The following is a 16,193-nucleotide window of genomic DNA, read 5'->3' on the forward strand; positions in this document are numbered from 1 at the left end:
CGTCGAGGTCGTGATCGTCGGCGGTGGGTTCGCCGGTCTCGTGACCGGTGCCCGCCTGGCCGAGGCGGGGGGTGGTCTCGGCGTCTGGTTGGAACCGGTACCCCGGAAGAGCTCGCGGAACGGATCGAGGGGGCAGGGGGTAAGCAGCGGATGCCGGTCCGCTACTACTACCCCGGTGAGAAGCCGTACCGCATGACGTACTGCGAGGACCCCTTCGGCAACATCATCGAGATCTACAGTCACTCCTACGAGCTGACCTATTCGCCCACCGCGTACAGCTGAGCAGTAGCACGCCGCTCCGGCGCGTGCCAGGCCGGTGCTCCGTGGGCGCGGCGGGCACCGGGTCCGTCACTCGAAGGCGGCCAGTGCTTCCCCCAGAAGGCGGAGGGGTAGGGGAGTGTTCCGGCGGCTATCGCCTCCGTGATCATGTGGTCGACGCCGGGTACGACGGTGTAGGTGTGGCTGACGTCGTACCGGGTGAGCAGCTTGCTGAAGTTTTCCGTGGTCCGCTCCGCCCTGTCCTCCCCCTCCTTCTCGTAGAGCCAGTCGCTGTCGCCCACGACGAGGCGGACCTTGACGCCCGCCCGCTTGATGGCGTGGCTGTTGTGCTCGACGTAATGGTGCGGTCGTACGGCGTTGAAGTAGGCGGCCGAGTCGGGATCGTCGACAGGCCCGAAGGTGTTGGTGATGTACTGCTTCATGGGCTCGTCCTTGAAGTCGATGACCGCGCCCGCGAGGCTAGAGGCGTAGCCGGATTTCTCGGGGTATTTGAAGGCGAGCCGCAGGGTGCCGAAGCCGCCCGCCGACCAGCCTTCGATGCCGCGGCCCTCCCTGCGGGCGACGGTGCGGTACGTGGCGTCGATGTGCGGGATCAGGTCCTTGACGATCACGTCCTCGACCGGGCTGCTCAGTACGCCGTCCGCCTCCTCGCGGGCGTTGACGTACCAGCCGATCGGCAGGCCCTGCGCGCAGACGACGATGGCTGGCGGCAGTTTGCCCGCCTTGATCAGCCGGTCCACCTGCACCATCAGCCAGTTCCCGGCCTCGCGCTGATTGCCGTTGCCGCCGTGCAGGAAGTAGATCACTGGGAACCGTCTGCGCGGCTGCCGGGAGTACGCGTCGGGCAGGTAGAGCGCGTAACTGGCGTACGTGCCCCGGCCGCGGGACGGTGAGGGGAAGACGTGGCACTCGCCCAGCTCGCTGGTGTGGACGCACGGGGCCACCCAGGCGACGTCCGGGGTGAACATGGTGAGCGGGTCGTACACGACGGGCGGCACGGCTGTGTCCGGCACTGCGGACATCGCCGCGTTCCGCACTGGCTTCCTGACCCTGGCCTTCCTCAGCCTGTGCGTCGCGCTGGCCGCATTGTTCGTCAGCGACGCCTGGGTACGGGAAGCGTACTCGGCGGAAGGCCGAGGGGCGGCCTCCGACCGGCGGAGCCGCCCCTCAGTGAGTGATCCTGCGGGGGACTAATGCAGTTGTACCGGCCCCGCGTGGACCGGTAGCCGCACCAGCAGGTACGGCTTGCGGCGCAGGTCGTGGCCCTCGTGGTAGTCCGCCTGGCGGTTGAGCTGGTTGGCAATGGCGTACACGTGGCCGTCACCGGCCACCGACAGGGTGTCGATCCAGACCAGCTCCGGCCCCTGGGCGAGGGTGTCGTAGGTGCCGTCCGGGTTGCGGCGCCACAGGGCGTCGTGTTCCAGGTCGCCGCCGTAGATACGGCCCTTGTCGTCGCTCTCCAGACCGTCGGCCATCGGCTTGTGGCCCAGGTCGACGACGGTCGCGGCGACGTCCGCCTCGGTGGTGTCCGGGTCGGCGAGCGCTGCCAAGGACACGCTGTGCAGCCGGCGGCTGGACAGCGGGCAGTAGTACAGCCGTTTCCCGTCGGCGCCGATGGCGATGCCGTCCGAGCCGACCTCGTAGTACGTGGGTGTCCCCCCCGCCGGACGGTTCATGAACGGTTCGCTGTCGATGACCGGCAGGAAGTTATCATCGGCCGACGTCGAGACGTGGCCCGCCAGGCGGCGCCACGAGCGGCCGGTCGCCAGATCGACGACGATGATGCCGTTGCGGCCACCGGAGTCGGTGATGAACGCCGTCCCCGCCGCGCCGCGCCGCAGGTCGAAGCGCACGTCGTTGGGGTAGCTGTCGGACGGCACCACGTCGGACGGGAACAGGATCTTGCGGACGATCCGGTTGGTGCGCAGATCGACCGCCACCAGCTTCGGACCGCCGTAGGAGGACGCGGCGAACAGCGGGCTGCCGGTGTCCAGGATCCACAGCCGGTCCAGCGAGTCGACGACGACGCTTTGCACGGACTGGAAGTGCCCGGCCAAGTCGTCGGCGTCCTCGCGGTTCACCTCGCCGTCCGGGAAGGCCACCGCTTTCCCGCCGCGCAGCTCGGCGACGGTGAAGGGCACGTCGTCGCCCCAGCGGGGGAAGTTGATGAAGATCCGGCCGTGCCGGGAGACGGTGACCCCGGTGGGCATCGCGTCGCGGAAGCGGGCGACGACCTCGTATCCGAGGTCGCGTCCCGCAGTGGCGTACGCCGGTGCGGCGAGCCCTGCGGCCGACACGGAGGCCGCGGCGACCGTGGTGGCGGTGAGAAACGTACGGCGCTTCATACGTGTGCCCTTCCTGCTGCGGGAGCCATTCGGCTCAGTACGTCGGCGCGGCCAGGAATCGGGCGGACGGCCCCGTGCCCCGTAGTGGTCAGGGCCGCGGCGACGGCGGCGTACCGGGCCGCCTCCACCGGCGAGGCACCCGCCACCAGGCGGGCGGCGAACGCCCCGTCGAAGGTGTCACCTGCACCCGAGGCGTCGACGGGGGTGACGGGGTGGACCGGGACGTGGGTGACGTCGCCGTGGTCGGCGACCAGCGCGCCCTGGTCCCCCAGCTTCAGCACGATCACCTTCGGACCTCGGTCACCTAGCGCCCGCAGGACCGCCTCCGGACTCTCCTCTCCCGTCAGCATCCGGCCCTCGTCGATGTTGGGCAGGGCGATGTCGCACAGCTCCAGGCTGCGCAGGATGATGGCCCGGGCCCGGTCACCGGACCACAGCGCCGGGCGGTGGTTGGGGTCGTAGGTGACGAGGGTGCCGTGGGCGCGGGCCACGGACATGGCGTGGAAGGCGGCGTCGCAGGCCGAGCTGCTGATGGCCTGGGTGATGCCGGTGACGTGCAGCAACCGGGCGTCGGCGACGGCCTGTTCGGGCACGTCGGCAGTGGAGAGGCGGCTGGCCGGCGAGTCCGCCCGGTAGTACGTGAACCCGTGCCCGGCGGGTCCCCGGGCGATGAAGTAGATGCCTGTACGGCCACCGGGTTCCCGCGAGACATGGGTGGTGTCGACGCCCTCGCGCTCCCACAGTTGGGTCAGTACGGTACCGAAGGCGTCGTCGCCGACCCGGGTGACATAGCCGGTGCGGGTGCCGGAGCGGGCAGCCGCGATGGCGAAGTTGGAGGTGTCGCCGCCGTAACCGACCGCGAAGGACTCGGCGTTCTCCAGCGCTCCGTCGGCGTCAGCGTTGAGCTCCAGCATCGGCTCACCGAGGGCGAGGATCTCGGGGGAGGTCCCCTGAGTTCTGGTGGTCTGTGTGTGGGTCATGGGCTCAGATCCGGTTGTACTTGGCCAGGCCCTCGCGCAGCGAACCGGCCTGGAGGATCAGCTTGGTCTGCTCCTTCTCGCGCTCCTCGATGTCGGTCGCGATCCGCAGCACCTCGTCGACGTGGCGGGCCGGAACGCGGACCGCTCCGTCGCTGTCGGCGACGATCAGGTCTCCGGGCTCGACGGTCACGCCGCCCAGCACGACGGGTTCGTTGATCGAGAGGGTCTTGATCCGGCCGAGGGTGGTGGCGGGCACCGCGCTGCGGGCCTGGATCGGAAACCCGAAGTCGCGCTGAATCTCCTCGACATCACGCACACCCGCGTCGAGGATGGCGCCGGCGTGCTGGTTGGCCACGGCGCCGGCGGTCATCAGGCCGCCCCAGACGGCGACGTCGGCGCCGTCGGCCGCGATGCAGATCACGCTGCCCGGGGCGGCCTCGTCGATGGCCTGCAGCGCGTGCGTCGGGGCTCCGGCGTCCTCGGCGGGCACCTCGCGGACGGTGACCGCAGGACCGACGATCTTGCCGGGGATCACCGGCTTGATGGCGCCGTCGAGGTAACCGCGCACGCCCACCTGCTCGACGGCGTCGGCGATGGAGGCGGTGGTGATGGCACGGAAGGCGTCGAGGACGTCCTGCGGGTACGTGGCGGGCATCGGTGCTCCTTCGGTTCTGTCCAGGGAGACCTGGGCACAGGGGGGTACGTGGTGAGGAAAGCGGGCCGGTCAGCCGGCAGTGCGGGTGCCGATGACCACCGCGTGGTCCGGCTTGCCGGTACGCACCCAGGTGGCCACGTTGAGGGCGGCGCGGCGCCGCACCTCCTCCTCGGCCTCCTGCGAGTACCAGGCGGCGTGCGGGGTGGCGATGACCCTGGGGTGACCGACGAGGGGGTGATCCGCGGCGACCGGTTCGTCGGTCCAGGTGTCGACCGCGGCGAGGCCCAGGTGTCCGCTCTCCAGGGCCTCGTACAGGGCCTGTTCGTCGACGAGTCCGCCGCGTGCGGTGTTGACCAGGATCGCGCCGAGCGGCATCAGAGCGAGCCGTCGGGCGTCGGCGATGTGCCGGGTGCCGTCGTTCAGCGGGAGGTGCAGGGACAGGACGTCGCACCGCTTGAACAGCTCGTCCAGGCCAACGCGCTCGACGCCGGAGGGCCACTCCTCGTCGGGTAGCGTCGGGTCGTGGGCGACGACCGTGCTGAACCAGGGCGCCGCGCCGGCGGCCAGAGTGCGGCCGATACGGCCGAGGCCCAGGATGCCGATGGTCAGCGTGGACAGCCGGTGGACGGGGCCGGTGGCAAGGTAGTCCCAGGTCCCCTGGGCGCTGAGCGCGTCGTACTGCTTGAGGTGGCGGGCGCCCGCCATGACACCGGCGAAAGCGTGGGCGGCGACGTCCTGAGTGCCGTAGTCGGGGACGTTGGCGATCCAGATGCCGCGCTGCTCGGCGCCCGCGATGTCGAAGTTGTCGACGCCGACGCCGTAGCGGGAGACCAGGCCGACGCCGGGTGCCGCCTCGTACACCTCGTCGGTGACCGTGGCCCACTGGACGATGAGCGCGTCGGCGTCCCGCGCGGCCTCGGCGACCTCCTCGGGGGTCCGGACCTGGGCGCGGACGACGGTCAGTCCGGCCTCCTCCAGGACGGCACGCTCGATGTCGAAGTCGGGGTATTCGGAGTCGGTGACGACGACCTTCATGCGGGGGCTCCCGTAGGGGTGGTGCGGGCGGTGCGTATCCGGGCCAGCAGTGCGGTGGCCGTCTCTCGGGCCCGGTCGAGGGAGGCGGGGCCGGCGTCGGGCGGGGCGAGTGAGCCGCCGGCGCCGACCGCCGGTGCCCCGGCCCGGATCCAGTCGGCCGCGTTGTCGGGGCCGATGCCCCCGGTGGGGACGATCGGCAGGTCGGGGAAAGGGCCGCGGAGGGCCTTCAGATAGCCGGGGCCGAAGGCCGAGGCGGGGAACAGCTTGACGGCGGCGGGACCGTAGGCGGCGGCCGCCATGACCTCACCCGGGGTCAGCGCCCCCGCGAGGAAGGGCACTCCACCGTCGGCCAAGGCGCGGCCCAGCTCGGGCGGGGTCCCCGGGCTGACCAGAAACCCGGCGCCCGCGGCGACCGCGTCCCTCACCTGAGAGGGCCGGGTGACGGTGCCCAGACCGACCAGGACGTCGTCCGGCAGCTCGGTGCGCAGCCGGTCCACGGCGGTGAGCACGTCCGGGGTGGAGAAGGTCAGCTCGATGCCGCGGATGCCTGCCTCGACGAGGGCCTGGGCGGTGGTTATGGCGTCGGCGGCGGACCGGCTGCGCAGCACCGCCACACAGCCCGCGTCCTTCAGCGCGTCGAGAAAGGTCACTTGGTGCTTCCCAGGGGTGCGATGCGGCCGATGACCAGGCCGTAGACGAGGGCGCCCGCGATCGACACGGCACCGGCGACGGTCAGCGGCACGGCGTAGGAGCCGCCGCCCGCGTCGAGCAGGGCGCCGACCACGATCGGGCTGAGGAAACCGGCGAAGTTGGAACCGAAGCCCTGGATGCCGGCGAGCGAGGCGACGTTGCCCGGGGCGGGGGCCACGTCGGACGGCAGCGCCCACAGGCTGGAGGCGGCGAAGGTCAGGGCGCAGTAGGAGACGGTGAGCAGGATCAGGGCGGTGGCCGCGTTGGGGGCGGACCCGGCGAACACAATCACCGAAGCCACCAGCAGGCCGCTGACCAGCGGCACCTTGCGGGCGTAGGAGACGCTGCGGCCCCGGGCGATGAGCCGGCCCTGGAGGAGACCGCCGATCCACTGGGCGGGCATCGCGCACAGCGCCGGGATCATGCCGAAGAAGCCCAGCTTGAGCAGGTCGAAGCCGCGCTCGTTGACCAGGTAGGACGGGAACCAGGTGATGAAGAAGTACAGGACGAAGGAGAGGCAGAAGAAGCCGAGCATCATGCCCCAGGTGGCGCGGTGCGCGAACAGGGCCCGCCAAGGCAGGGCCTGGCGGTCGTCCCGACCGCCGGCCGGGGTGTCGGCCTGGATGTACGCGCGCTCCTCGGCCGACAGCTTGGGGTGGTCCTCGGGATCGCGGTAGAACCACAGCCAGAACACACCGAAGAGAAGTCCTACGACACCGGCGGCGACGAACGCGCCGCGCCAGCCGAGCCATGCGATGACACCGGTGATCAGCGGCAGCGAGACGGCGCTGCCCATGCGGGCCCCGCTGTCGAAGATGGAGGAGGCGATCCCGCGTTCCTTCTGCGGAAACCACCGGGAGACGATCTTCGCGCTGGACGGGTAGGCAGGTGACTCCCCGACACCCAGCAGCATGCGCAGCAGGATCAGCACGACCAGTCCGGTGGCGGCACCGACCAGCATGGTGATGAGCGACCAGGCGATCAGCGCGTAGCCGTAGAGCTTGCGCGGACCCACCTTGTCCACCAGCCAGCCGGCCGGGAACTGCATCAGCGCGTAGGTTAGGGAGAACACACCGAGCAGGACACCGGAGGCGGTGCTGGTCAGGTGGAGGTCGTCCGACATGTAGGGCAGCGCGATGCTGAGGTTGGCCCGGTCGATGTAGTTGATCGCGGTGCCCGCGAAGACGGCGGAGATGATTCCCCAGCGGGTACCGCGGAACGCCTTCCGGCCCGCGGACGACGGCACATTTCTTTGGGCGTTCAGCTCATTACTCTCCGTGGCAGAGGGCATGCGGGCTCCAGAGTGATACGGCCGTGCGGCGGCCGGGCGGGGACTGCGGCGAGGGCGAGGACACGGCTGTCCGGCCGGTGGGGACCTCCTGCTCAGGAGGGTCCAAAAGCGGCTCGGACCGTCTGCGACAAGAGGCTATGCACGCTTGTCGCGCACGTTAAGCACAGGTTTCGAATGCCTGTATTCGCATTGCTGATGAGACCACCGGCAGTCTTGCCAAATCCGCTGAGGTAGTCGGGGAGGACGCGGCTGAGCGGCCGTGAGTCAGGAGGGGACGTCAGCGTCCTGGACTGGCGGGGGCTCCGTGCCCTCGGGGATGGCGGTGGCGCCGAGCACCCGGTAGAGGGCGCGGGCGGCGGGAGTCAGGGCGCGGGAGGTATCCCAGAAGGCGGCGACCCGGCGGCCGCAGTCCCCTTCAAGGCGGCGCACCGCCACACCGGTGGTGTCCGAGACGGCCGCGGCCAGGGCGTTCATGATGCCTACACCCAGGTTTTCGCGGACGAGTCCGATGACCGTCTGGGGCTGGTTGGTGGTGTGCACGGGCTGGAGGTACTGCCCGCGGTCACGGAAGAGCTTGTACCACTCGAAGGCCATGTCCTCCGCCCGCCCGATGGTGATCACCGGATACGCCGCGACGGCAGTGGCCGACAGGGGATCGGGCAGCCCGGCGAGCGGATGGCCGAGGGGATGGACGACCACCAGCGGCTCGCGCCACAGCACCCGGTGGCGCAGGGACTGGGAGACGGGCGGCGGAGTGAGGGGCCGCAGACACACATCGATCCTCCCGGCGGCGAACGCCTCGTCCAGTACGGGGATCGAATGGTCGGAGAGGATGACCTCGATGTCGGGGTTGGTCCGGGCGAGCGTGGTGATGACTCGGGGCACGAAGGCCGCGCTGGGGCTCGGATAACTGCCCAGCGTCACCACACCCCGTGCGGTGCCCCGCCGGGCGGCCATGGCCTCCTCCGCGGAGTGCAGCTCGCCCAGGATGCGGCGGGCGTGCTCGGCGAGCGCCGTACCCGCGTCGGTCAGCGCGACCGGACGCTTGCGCCGGTCGAACAGCGCGAGCCCCGCCTCCCGCTCCAAGGCGGCGACGTGCATGCTGACCCGGGGCTGGGAGCGGTGCGTTGCCTCGCCCGCCGCCCCGAAGCTGCCGGTGTCCACCACCGCGAGGAACGAGACAAACCATTCCAGCCGGACGTCGCTCCTGAGCACCGCGACCACCTCATCCTGACGCGCCGCCGCGCCGGTGCGCGACAGGTAGGCCGCTGACCGAGGCATCGCTTTTCGGTCATCGGAACGACATCATAGGAAGCGCTCCTGTGGTAACCGGTCCGAGTGGCAGGTGCTCATGACGCGGTCCCCGCCCCAGAACCGCTCGGCCCTCGGACGCCGAGGCCGGTGGGCGGCGCCGGGAGCGATCTCCCGGACAGCGAACGATCCTGGGCGATGCCGGAGCATTCGTTGCCGTGCGCCGTGCTGAGAATGGGGCCGGTCGTGCGTCATACGGACCCCGCCGGTGGCGTGTCGCTCTCGCACTGTCGTTCGACCGCTTGGCACGTGCGGGCACTGGCTACGACATTCAGTCAGTAGGAAGCCATCCGTTTTCGCCGCCCTCGACATAGCCCAGATCATCGATTGAACCAGTACGCCGCTGTAGGGGCACCGGGGTCAGGTGTGCTGACCGACGGTGGCGCAGGCCGTGTCGTGGACATCAGCGGGAGCGCGGCGACCGCGCGGGATTCTCCCGCGCGGAGACCCCACACTCGGCCAGCACCAGCGGATGCGGCGACTTGCGCCGGTGGAGGACGGCCTGTTGAAGCGAACCTGGGAAATCGATGAGATTGTCAACGTTATTGCCGACTAGTTGCCCGAGGGGACGTAGCTTCGGGTTCGAATCCGTCGTCCAAGAAGGAGTTCACCGGCGATGAAGCGCAGGACAGTCATCTCAGGGTTGGCCGCCGCCGCGGCCGTGCCGACCACTGCCGTGCTCACTCCGGGCACGGCTGGCGCCGCGACAGCGGCACGGCCGGTGTCCACCCAAGCCTCCCCGTCAGCGTCCGCCTCCGCTGGAAGCACTGTCTCGCTGGTCTTCGACCGGGACGCCTATTCCGTCCTCACGACCACGATCACCACGGGCAGCGGGGACCACACGGTGAAGTACCACTTCTACAAGGCCGTCACCTATGTGGCGAAGCCGGTCGACGCCACGTACCAGAGCCTCAACATCAGCGTCCCGGTCGAGATCGACGGCACGGCGGTGAACGCCTCGAACGCGCCCATCATGCTGGCCAACACGATGGGCGGGTACTCCGCCTCGTCCGTCTCGACCGCGACCGGGGTCGGCGCCAACAACGGGGGCGGCCCCCGGCGGGCGGCCTGCCCGGAGGGACCGGCGAGACCGGGGGCACGGGTGCCGCGCCGGGTGGCGGCAACGAGGCTGGCCAGGGCAGCACCGCGCGTCAGAACAACGCCCTGTACGCCCTGGCCAACGGATGGGTCGTGGTGGAGCCGGGCGTCCGCGGCCGGGAGAACGTCACCTCGGACGGCACGTACTACGGCAAGGCGCCAGCCTGCATCGTGGACCTAAAGGCCGCGGTCCGCTACCTCCGGCACAACAGGCACCGCGTCCCCGGCAACACCGACTGGATCGTCTCGGGCGGCGGCAGCGCCGGCGCGGCCCTGTCCGCGTTGCTCGGCGCCTCCGGCGACAGCCCGCTGTACCGCTCCCACCTGAAGGAGATCGGCGCGGCCGACGAAAGCGACGCCATCTTCGCCACCGCCGCCTACTCCCCGATCGCCGACCTGGAACACGCCGACATGGCGTACGAGTCGATGTTCGGCACCCTCCCGCTGAAGAGCGGCTCCCTGGTCGACCAGACGTACTCCGCCCATTTGCAGGACGCGTATGCCGACTATCTCAAGTCGCTGCGCCTGCGGGGCGTCAAGGGCTACGGCAGGCTCACCGCGGACAACTACGCCGACTACATGGTCAAGTACTACCTGGAGCCTTCGGCGACCAAGTACTTGGCGGCGCTGTCTGCCGAGGACCGCACGGCGTACCTGGCCGACAACACCTTCATCACCTGGTCGGGCGGCAAGGCGACCTTCAGCTGGGACGGCTTCCTCTCCCACATCGGCACCCGCAGCAAGGACGTCCCGTCCTTCGACGTCTTCGACGCGAGCGCTCGCGAGAACGAGTTGTTCGGTGACGCGACGACGAACGCCCGGCACTTCACGCTCTTCAGCCTGCGGCACGACACCGGAGACTCCAAGGCGCGGCTCGACGCCGACGTAATGGAACAGATCAAGCTGATGAACCCGATGCACTTCCTCGGTCAGCGCAATTCGGGCCGGTCGAAGCACTGGTGGCTGCGTACCGGCGCGCTCGACACCAACACATCACACCCAATCGTGCTGAACCTGGCGGCCGGCCTCAATGGTCTCGGCGACGACGTCCACTGTTACCTGTACTGGGATGGCGGCCATGCCGTGAACCAGGACGCCGACGACATGATCGCCTGGATCAACGGCCTCACCGGGTACGGCCGCACCCGCTGAAGCACCGTTCGGTCTTTCCAGGGACACCGCGGCAGGACGTGCCCAGGAGGCCACCGTAGTGTCGCTTGTACGCCACAGGAGCGGACCGGTTGGTGATACTCGGCCGGCCCGCTCGCGGGCGCACCAGACCGGTCTCGCGCGGCAGCCGGGCCCCGGGGAAACATTCCACGCCAGGCACCGCGCGCCCAGTGCGCAGGCCATCACTCGGTGCTCCGGTCAGGAACCGCGGCGCCGCCTCGACTGCTGTCCGGGCGTGAGGAAGGAGTCGAGGAGGGTGAAGACCGCTTCCCGCTCCTCGCGTAGCGGGCAGGTGGCCGGCCCCCGAGACGAGCTCGAACCGTGCGTCGGGGAAGGCGGCCGCATAGGCACGGCCGAAGTCGGGTGTGACGACCGTGTCCTCGCCGAGGGCCTCAACGTGCAGCGGGTCAGCGAACGGCGTGCCAGCGTGCACAGCCTCGAAGGCAGCCGGGGAGCCGCCTCTGTGGTGGCCGTGCACCTGGGCAAGACGGCTCAGGCCGTGGCGGGTCAGGATCCGGTGTATCAGTTCGTGGCGGAGAGGGGGTCGATGATGGTGTCGGTGACCCGACGCGCGACCTCGGCCGGATAGGGCGCGTCGAGTCCGAGGACGATGTGGCTGAAGCCGCCGTCGAGTGCCGCGCGGACGACGTGGCGGGTGTCCTGGGGCCGGTCGTAGGAGGCGGGCACGATGATGGATCGGGTGATCTCGGCGGGGTTGCGGCCGATCTCGGCGCACAGCCGGTCCAGCATGGCGCTGCGGGCGATCGCCTGCTCGATGCTGCCCCCGGGCATGTTCCAGCGATCGGCGTGCTCGGCCACCACGCGCAGCGTCGGGGTGGCCTGGCCGCCGATCAGGATCGGCGGGTGGGGTTGTTGTACGGGTTTGGGGCTGCAGAACGCGCCGGTCAGCTGGTGGTGGTCGCCCGGGAAGTCGAACGGTGCGTTTTCGGTCCACAGTCTGCGGATGATCGTGCACGCCTCGGCGAGGCTTTTGACCGCGTGGGCGGCATCGTGGAAGGGAAGGCCGTGAGCTGCGTACTCACGTCGGGCCATGGGCACGTCGGGCCGAGAGCCTGCGCCGATGCCGAACTCGAGCCGGCCGCCGGAGATGACATCGACAGTGGCGGCGATCTTGGCCAGCACGGCTGGTGGGCGGAACCTGTTGCTGGTGACCATCACCCCGGGCCGCAACCGCTCGGTTTGGGCTGCGAGGGCGGACAACAGTGTCCAGCCCTCGAAGGTGGGTCCGTTCGGGTCGCCGCTGAGCGGCATGAGGTGGTCGAACAGCCAGGCGTGCTCGATCTGCGGGATGCCGTCCGCCTCACGCCAGACCCGCAGGACGTCGTCGTAGGCGACCTGAGAGGGGGCGGTCATGATTCCGAAACTGGGCCTGCGGGCCGGCGTGAGGGGGTGGGTCACTTTGAGTCGATCCTTCCCAGCGGGTCGACGGCCTCGGCCAGGGACCGGCGGGCGGTCGGCCACGCGTCGTCGTCGAGGCGCAGCGCGGTACGCAGATACGCCAGGGTGGCGTACTGGACGACCGCGACACGCTCAGGGTTGTCGTCGGTGGTCCGCGTGTCATGGGGGGCCTGGATGCCGCCGAGGCCGTGTTCCGCGCCGAACAGGGTCAGCAGATCGGTGGCGCCCGGGCTGAGGCGATAGCCGTCGGTGAACCAGTCCGGACCACGCACCGTCAGCGGGGACTGGTCATGGTCTCCGGCGACCATGAGGCTCGGCGTCTTCAGTTCGGCGAAATCAGGGCTCATGAACGGGAAGTACTGGGCGGCGAGCGGGCTCAGATCGGCGCCGCCGGTACCGGGCAGGCACAGCAGTACCGCCGCCTTCACACGCGAGTCGCTCATGCTCTCACCGGGAGTGCCGTCGGCGTCGACGACCCGTGCGCCCGCGAGGGTGCTGGCGGTCTGTGCGCCCCAGGAGTGTCCGGCGACCGCGATGCGGTCGTGGTCCACGCGGCCGGCCAGCCCGGGCACGCCGGCTTCGATGGCGTCGAGCCGGTCGAGGATCCGGGTCAGGTCGTCGGTGCGGATACGCCAGATGAGCGGGGTGCGCGGGTCGTCGGGGAGCAGGCCCAGCGAGTCGAGATGGGTGGGCTGGATGACGACGAACCCGCGGGCGGCCCAGAAGTCGACCAGCGGTGCGTACTCGTCCATGGTCAGGGTCATGCCGTGCGAGAAGACGACGACGGGCAGGTTGTGGCCGGTCGTCGGCGCTGTGACCCGTACCTGCAGGTCCTGGCCGCGGTCCGGGGCGGCCAACGTGATCGGCCTGACAGATATGATCGGGGCGGTGGAGTCGTTGCCGCCGTCGGCGGACGTAGTGTCGCTCATGAGGCAAATGTCCTTCTCGGAAGGGCCCAGGGGCCCGTGCTGCGAGGTGTCTGGCATGATTGGAATGCGGAGCGCCGCTCCGGATTACAATATGGAGCAACGCTCCGTTTTGCAAGTGGGAGGTGCTCACGATTTCCACGCCCAACACGCCGCCACCCCCGGCCGGCGGTAAGCGATCCGACGTCCGCCGGAACGAGCAGATACTGCTGGACGCCGCGGCGGCCGTGTTCGTCCGTGCGGGAGTCAACGCTCCCGTGCGGGAGATCGCCGCCGAATCGGGCCTCGGCATGGGCACCATCTACCGCCACTTCCCCACCCGGGCGGACCTGGTGGTCGCCGTCTTCAGGCACCAGGTCGACGCGCTCTCCACCGCCGCGCACACGCCGCCCGCTGCCGACACGCCGTACGAGGTCCTGCGGCTGTGGGTCCACCAGTTCGCCGATTTCCTGGTCACCAAGCACGGTCTCGCCGAGGCACTGCACTCGGACCAAGCCGGATTCGAGAGCCTGCACAACGAGTTCGTCGAACGCCTGCTGCCCGTGCTCGACCAGTTGCTGAAAGCGTCCGCCGCCGCCGGCTCCACCCACGCGGACATCCGCGCCTACGACTTCATGCTCGCCATCGGCAACCTGTGCATCGGAGTCGAGACCTTCCCCGACTACCGGGCCCGCCGCATGATCGACCTGCTGCTCGCCGGCCTGGCACAGACCGCCCCGGCACCGGCAGCCAGCGAACCGAAATAACGCCGGCGCTCTCGCGGACCCGTGCCAGGCATCTTTAAGCCAAGCAGGTCGCGGGCGGGGCCGTCGGCACCGGAGTGGGAGCTGTTCGACGGACCGTGCGCAGGGACGGGCCCGTAGGCACTGAAGACCGAACTGCTCGGGAGTTCCGGCGAAGTCCTTCGGCAAGTATCGAGCGCCGCCCGGCGTTCGGGGCTGAGCCTGGCGGCCCGGCACCGGGCGTTGTCCTGAAACGCCCCGAGCTTGATCTCTTCATCATCGATCAGTTCGATGTGCTTGCGTGCGGGTCGGAGGTGGCCTTCGCGGGTGTGGAACTGGCGGGCGGCAGCGAGGTTGGTGTTCCACCGCTCCTCCTGCGACCGCCGCACCGGCACCACCGCCTCGCCGTCCGCGGGCGGTTCGATGCCGAGTGCCTCCAGCAGGTACTGCTGCGCAGGCACCAGCCGCTCCCACCCCACCCGCTGCCCCCAGTGATCCAGGCTCCGAGGTCCCCGCCCTGTTCGATGGCGGCCTTCAACAACGCGTGTGGCACGGCTCTTGTCGCACGGGGCACGGTGCGGGACGGGGCGTTCCGGTACGGAGGCGGCGCTGCGCGATGACGGCCGCCCCCTTGTTCGGGAGCGCTACCTGGCCTGATACGCCTTCATCTCGGTGTCGTATCGCTGTCGGTCATCTTGCGCCTTCTGGGCGCACTCCTCCTGGACTGCGGGGCCGACTTCGGTCCACAGCTGGCCGAGGATCGTGCTCCTCTCCCTGAACGACAGCGCGGCATGCTCCCTGTTCACCTGCTCCGAGTGATCCTTCAGGAAGAGGGTGTACGCGCTGCGAGGCTTCTTGGGAGCATTGGGGTCCCTTCGCTTCTCGCGTGCCTCGGGGCCCGTCTTCGGGATGGTCCTTTGCTGCCGGTCGGTCACGATGACTCCAGGTACTGAGGGGGACGAAGGAGACGGGGCACAGCGAGAGCCGCTGCGTCCGGCCGCGCGCCCACGTGGGCGGGATCGGGTGGGGGTCAGGCTGCCTGGTCGCGGACGCTGGACAGGACGTCGTCGACCGTCTCCCAGTCCTCGATGTCTTCGTAGAGGTCGTCGACGCCGAGGTCGAGCTCCAGGAAGCTGGCTACGGTGGCGAGTGTTTCCTCGGTGGCCCCCAGTTCTTCGAGACCGGCGTCGGAGTGGAGCGCTTGGGTGTCGCATCCGAGGATGTCTGCCAAGATGACACCGGCCCTCTCGACCATGGCGTCTTCGTCGCGGCTGTCCTCAGCCATGGTGGGGGAACCCTCGCTCATCGTTGTCTCCCTCGATCTTTCAGGCGCGGTGTGCGGCCCTCATCCTTGTCCTCGCCCATGTCCGTGAGCAGTGCGTTTGCGACTTCCCGCCCAATGTTCATCCCTGCGGCCCCTGTCGGCGGGCTGAGGACATGAAAGCCGGTGGCATCCGAGCTCCTGCCGGGCGGGACCGGTCTTGCACGAGAGATCGAGGTCCCGGAACTACCGAAGGTCTCCGCCCGGCAGGGCAGGGTGGAGCCGGTCTGACCAAAGAGATCAACGTCCCGGAACAGGGCCAGGTCTCCACCCTGCATGGCACCCTTGCACTCACGCGCTCAGGCTCACCGACGAACTATTAGAACTACCGCTACTCCACCAACCACCAGGTCGTCATCGACGCCGACTCCCGCCTGGTCGTGGCTGTCGGCCGACCGTTGCCTGGCAACCGCAACGACTGCCTGGCCTGGGAGGACTCCGGGGCGAAGACCGCCGTCGGCGCCACTCCCACGGTGATCGCCGACGGCGGCTACCGGGGCACCGGCTTGATCATCCCGCACTACCGCAGGCACAAGGACGAGGAACTGCCGCCCTGGAAGGAGGAACACAACACCTCTCACCGCAGGGTCCGCGCCCGCGTCGAGCACACCTTCGCCCGGATGAAGAGCCGGATGAAGAGCTGGAAGATCCTGCGTGACTGCCGCCTCAGAGGCGACGGTGTCCACCACGCCATGCTTGGCATCGCCTGCCTACACAACCTCACCCTCACCGGATGACAGACAAACAAGCAGGTCAAACTGCATGCCTCTCGGTATCTACGGGACATCATCTAAGCGTTGTCCCGTAAATGATCTACGGCATGCTGGTTGACCGGCGTCGTTGCCCGCTCATCCGGCGAGGGTGAGGTTGTGCAGGCGGGCGATGCCGAGCATGGCGTGGTGGACGCCGTCGCCCTTGAGGCGGCAGTCGCGGAGGATCTTCCAGGTCTTC

Annotated in this window: 17 protein-coding genes and 2 pseudogenes; 4 read left to right on the forward strand and 15 right to left on the reverse strand. The window is 69.5% G+C overall.

The features are described from left to right. Nucleotides 1-150: 150 nt before the first annotated feature. A complete protein-coding gene (locus ACFYXC_RS35795; RefSeq protein ID WP_389556633.1) occupies nt 151-282 on the forward strand; it encodes a hypothetical protein in 132 nt (43 codons plus the stop codon). Here ACFYXC_RS35795 and ACFYXC_RS35800 read toward each other — a convergent pair. The 9 genes from ACFYXC_RS35800 to ACFYXC_RS35840 form a co-directional block, all read right to left on the reverse strand. Then, complete coding sequence (locus ACFYXC_RS35800; RefSeq protein WP_389556635.1) at nt 258-1,301, reverse strand: alpha/beta hydrolase; 1,044 nt, start codon at nt 1,299-1,301, stop codon at nt 258-260. The two genes, ACFYXC_RS35795 and ACFYXC_RS35800, sit on opposite strands and share 25 nt — an antisense overlap. Nucleotides 1,302-1,469: 168 nt before the next feature. Beyond that, nucleotides 1,470-2,624, reverse strand: coding sequence for an L-dopachrome tautomerase-related protein (locus ACFYXC_RS35805; protein WP_389556636.1), 1,155 nt, complete (start codon nt 2,622-2,624; stop codon nt 1,470-1,472). Next, nucleotides 2,621-3,604 carry a sugar kinase gene (locus ACFYXC_RS35810; protein ID WP_389556637.1) on the reverse strand — a complete coding sequence of 328 codons (984 nt, stop codon included), beginning with the start codon at nt 3,602-3,604 and terminating at the stop codon, nt 2,621-2,623. Before ACFYXC_RS35810 ends, ACFYXC_RS35805 begins: the two co-directional genes overlap by 4 nt. Nucleotides 3,605-3,608: 4 nt before the next feature. Then, nucleotides 3,609-4,259: an RraA family protein gene (locus ACFYXC_RS35815; protein ID WP_389556639.1), complete on the reverse strand. Its 651-nt coding sequence runs from the start codon at nt 4,257-4,259 to the stop codon at nt 3,609-3,611. Nucleotides 4,260-4,328: 69 nt separating this feature from the next. Then, nucleotides 4,329-5,294 carry a C-terminal binding protein gene (locus tag ACFYXC_RS35820; protein WP_389556641.1) on the reverse strand — a complete coding sequence of 322 codons (966 nt, stop codon included), beginning with the start codon at nt 5,292-5,294 and terminating at the stop codon, nt 4,329-4,331. Further along, nucleotides 5,291-5,944 carry a bifunctional 4-hydroxy-2-oxoglutarate aldolase/2-dehydro-3-deoxy-phosphogluconate aldolase gene (locus ACFYXC_RS35825; protein WP_389556642.1) on the reverse strand — a complete coding sequence of 218 codons (654 nt, stop codon included), beginning with the start codon at nt 5,942-5,944 and terminating at the stop codon, nt 5,291-5,293. Before ACFYXC_RS35825 ends, ACFYXC_RS35820 begins: the two co-directional genes overlap by 4 nt. Continuing rightward, on the reverse strand, nt 5,941-7,275 hold the full coding sequence (locus ACFYXC_RS35830; protein WP_389556643.1) for an MFS transporter: 1,335 nt from the start codon (nt 7,273-7,275) through the stop codon (nt 5,941-5,943). The genes ACFYXC_RS35825 and ACFYXC_RS35830 overlap by 4 nt, the downstream gene beginning before the upstream one ends. A 264-nt stretch (nt 7,276-7,539) precedes the next feature. Next, complete coding sequence (locus ACFYXC_RS35835) at nt 7,540-8,556, reverse strand: LysR family transcriptional regulator (RefSeq protein WP_389556645.1); 1,017 nt, start codon at nt 8,554-8,556, stop codon at nt 7,540-7,542. Nucleotides 8,557-9,459: 903 nt separating this feature from the next. Beyond that, nucleotides 9,460-9,630, reverse strand: coding sequence for a hypothetical protein (locus tag ACFYXC_RS35840; RefSeq protein ID WP_389556647.1), 171 nt, complete (start codon nt 9,628-9,630; stop codon nt 9,460-9,462). 129 nt (nt 9,631-9,759) lie between these two features. Between ACFYXC_RS35840 and ACFYXC_RS35845 the strand changes: the two genes are divergently transcribed. Continuing rightward, entirely contained in the window at nt 9,760-10,836 is a 1,077-nt protein-coding gene (locus ACFYXC_RS35845; RefSeq protein ID WP_389556659.1) for a subtype B tannase, read from the forward strand. Nucleotides 10,837-11,376: 540 nt separating this feature from the next. On the opposite strand, the gene ACFYXC_RS35850 is transcribed toward ACFYXC_RS35845, so the two are convergent. Next, nucleotides 11,377-12,228 carry an LLM class flavin-dependent oxidoreductase gene (locus ACFYXC_RS35850; protein WP_389556648.1) on the reverse strand — a complete coding sequence of 284 codons (852 nt, stop codon included), beginning with the start codon at nt 12,226-12,228 and terminating at the stop codon, nt 11,377-11,379. A 41-nt stretch (nt 12,229-12,269) separates the two neighbouring features. Continuing rightward, nucleotides 12,270-13,202: an alpha/beta hydrolase family protein gene (locus ACFYXC_RS35855; protein ID WP_389556649.1), complete on the reverse strand. Its 933-nt coding sequence runs from the start codon at nt 13,200-13,202 to the stop codon at nt 12,270-12,272. A 131-nt stretch (nt 13,203-13,333) separates the two neighbouring features. On the opposite strand from ACFYXC_RS35855, the gene ACFYXC_RS35860 reads away from it, so the two are divergent. Further along, entirely contained in the window at nt 13,334-13,945 is a 612-nt protein-coding gene (locus ACFYXC_RS35860; protein WP_389556661.1) for a TetR/AcrR family transcriptional regulator, read from the forward strand. Here ACFYXC_RS35860 and ACFYXC_RS35865 read toward each other — a convergent pair. The 3 genes from ACFYXC_RS35865 to ACFYXC_RS35875 all read right to left on the reverse strand — a co-directional run bounded on the left by ACFYXC_RS35865 (nt 13,861) and on the right by ACFYXC_RS35875 (nt 15,206). Then, nucleotides 13,861-14,400: a helicase associated domain-containing protein gene (locus ACFYXC_RS35865; RefSeq protein WP_389556651.1), complete on the reverse strand. Its 540-nt coding sequence runs from the start codon at nt 14,398-14,400 to the stop codon at nt 13,861-13,863. The two genes, ACFYXC_RS35860 and ACFYXC_RS35865, sit on opposite strands and share 85 nt — an antisense overlap. Before the next feature lie 165 nt (nt 14,401-14,565). After that, entirely contained in the window at nt 14,566-14,856 is a 291-nt protein-coding gene (locus ACFYXC_RS35870; RefSeq protein WP_389556653.1) for a hypothetical protein, read from the reverse strand. 95 nt (nt 14,857-14,951) lie between these two features. Next, nucleotides 14,952-15,206, reverse strand: coding sequence for a hypothetical protein (locus ACFYXC_RS35875; protein WP_389556655.1), 255 nt, complete (start codon nt 15,204-15,206; stop codon nt 14,952-14,954). A gap of 359 nt (nt 15,207-15,565) precedes the next feature. Here ACFYXC_RS35875 and ACFYXC_RS35880 point away from each other — a divergent pair. Next, nucleotides 15,566-15,979 (forward strand): annotated as a pseudogene (locus ACFYXC_RS35880) (transposase); the annotation flags it as partial. 111 nt (nt 15,980-16,090) lie between these two features. Here the strand turns inward: ACFYXC_RS35880 and ACFYXC_RS35885 are convergent. After that, a pseudogene (locus ACFYXC_RS35885) lies at nt 16,091-16,193 on the reverse strand (IS5/IS1182 family transposase); the annotation flags it as partial.

This window comes from Streptomyces sp. NPDC002701 (assembly GCF_042889045.1).
Taxonomy (GTDB): Bacteria; Actinomycetota; Actinomycetes; order Streptomycetales; family Streptomycetaceae; genus Streptomyces.

What these genes read in the sequence shown, in the direction of transcription:
- ACFYXC_RS35795 (WP_389556633.1), top strand. Translation starts at nt 151, where the DNA reads ATGCCGGTCCGCTACTACTACCCCGGTGAGAAGCCGTACCGCATGACG.
- ACFYXC_RS35800 (WP_389556635.1), bottom strand. Translation starts at nt 1,301, where the DNA reads ATGTCCGCAGTGCCGGACACAGCCGTGCCGCCCGTCGTGTACGACCCG.
- ACFYXC_RS35805 (WP_389556636.1), bottom strand. Translation starts at nt 2,624, where the DNA reads ATGAAGCGCCGTACGTTTCTCACCGCCACCACGGTCGCCGCGGCCTCC.
- ACFYXC_RS35810 (WP_389556637.1), bottom strand. Translation starts at nt 3,604, where the DNA reads ATGACCCACACACAGACCACCAGAACTCAGGGGACCTCCCCCGAGATC.
- ACFYXC_RS35815 (WP_389556639.1), bottom strand. Translation starts at nt 4,259, where the DNA reads ATGCCCGCCACGTACCCGCAGGACGTCCTCGACGCCTTCCGTGCCATC.
- ACFYXC_RS35820 (WP_389556641.1), bottom strand. Translation starts at nt 5,294, where the DNA reads ATGAAGGTCGTCGTCACCGACTCCGAATACCCCGACTTCGACATCGAG.
- ACFYXC_RS35830 (WP_389556643.1), bottom strand. Translation starts at nt 7,275, where the DNA reads ATGCCCTCTGCCACGGAGAGTAATGAGCTGAACGCCCAAAGAAATGTG.
- ACFYXC_RS35835 (WP_389556645.1), bottom strand. Translation starts at nt 8,556, where the DNA reads ATGCCTCGGTCAGCGGCCTACCTGTCGCGCACCGGCGCGGCGGCGCGT.
- ACFYXC_RS35850 (WP_389556648.1), bottom strand. Translation starts at nt 12,228, where the DNA reads ATGACCGCCCCCTCTCAGGTCGCCTACGACGACGTCCTGCGGGTCTGG.
- ACFYXC_RS35855 (WP_389556649.1), bottom strand. Translation starts at nt 13,202, where the DNA reads ATGAGCGACACTACGTCCGCCGACGGCGGCAACGACTCCACCGCCCCG.
- ACFYXC_RS35875 (WP_389556655.1), bottom strand. Translation starts at nt 15,206, where the DNA reads ATGGCTGAGGACAGCCGCGACGAAGACGCCATGGTCGAGAGGGCCGGT.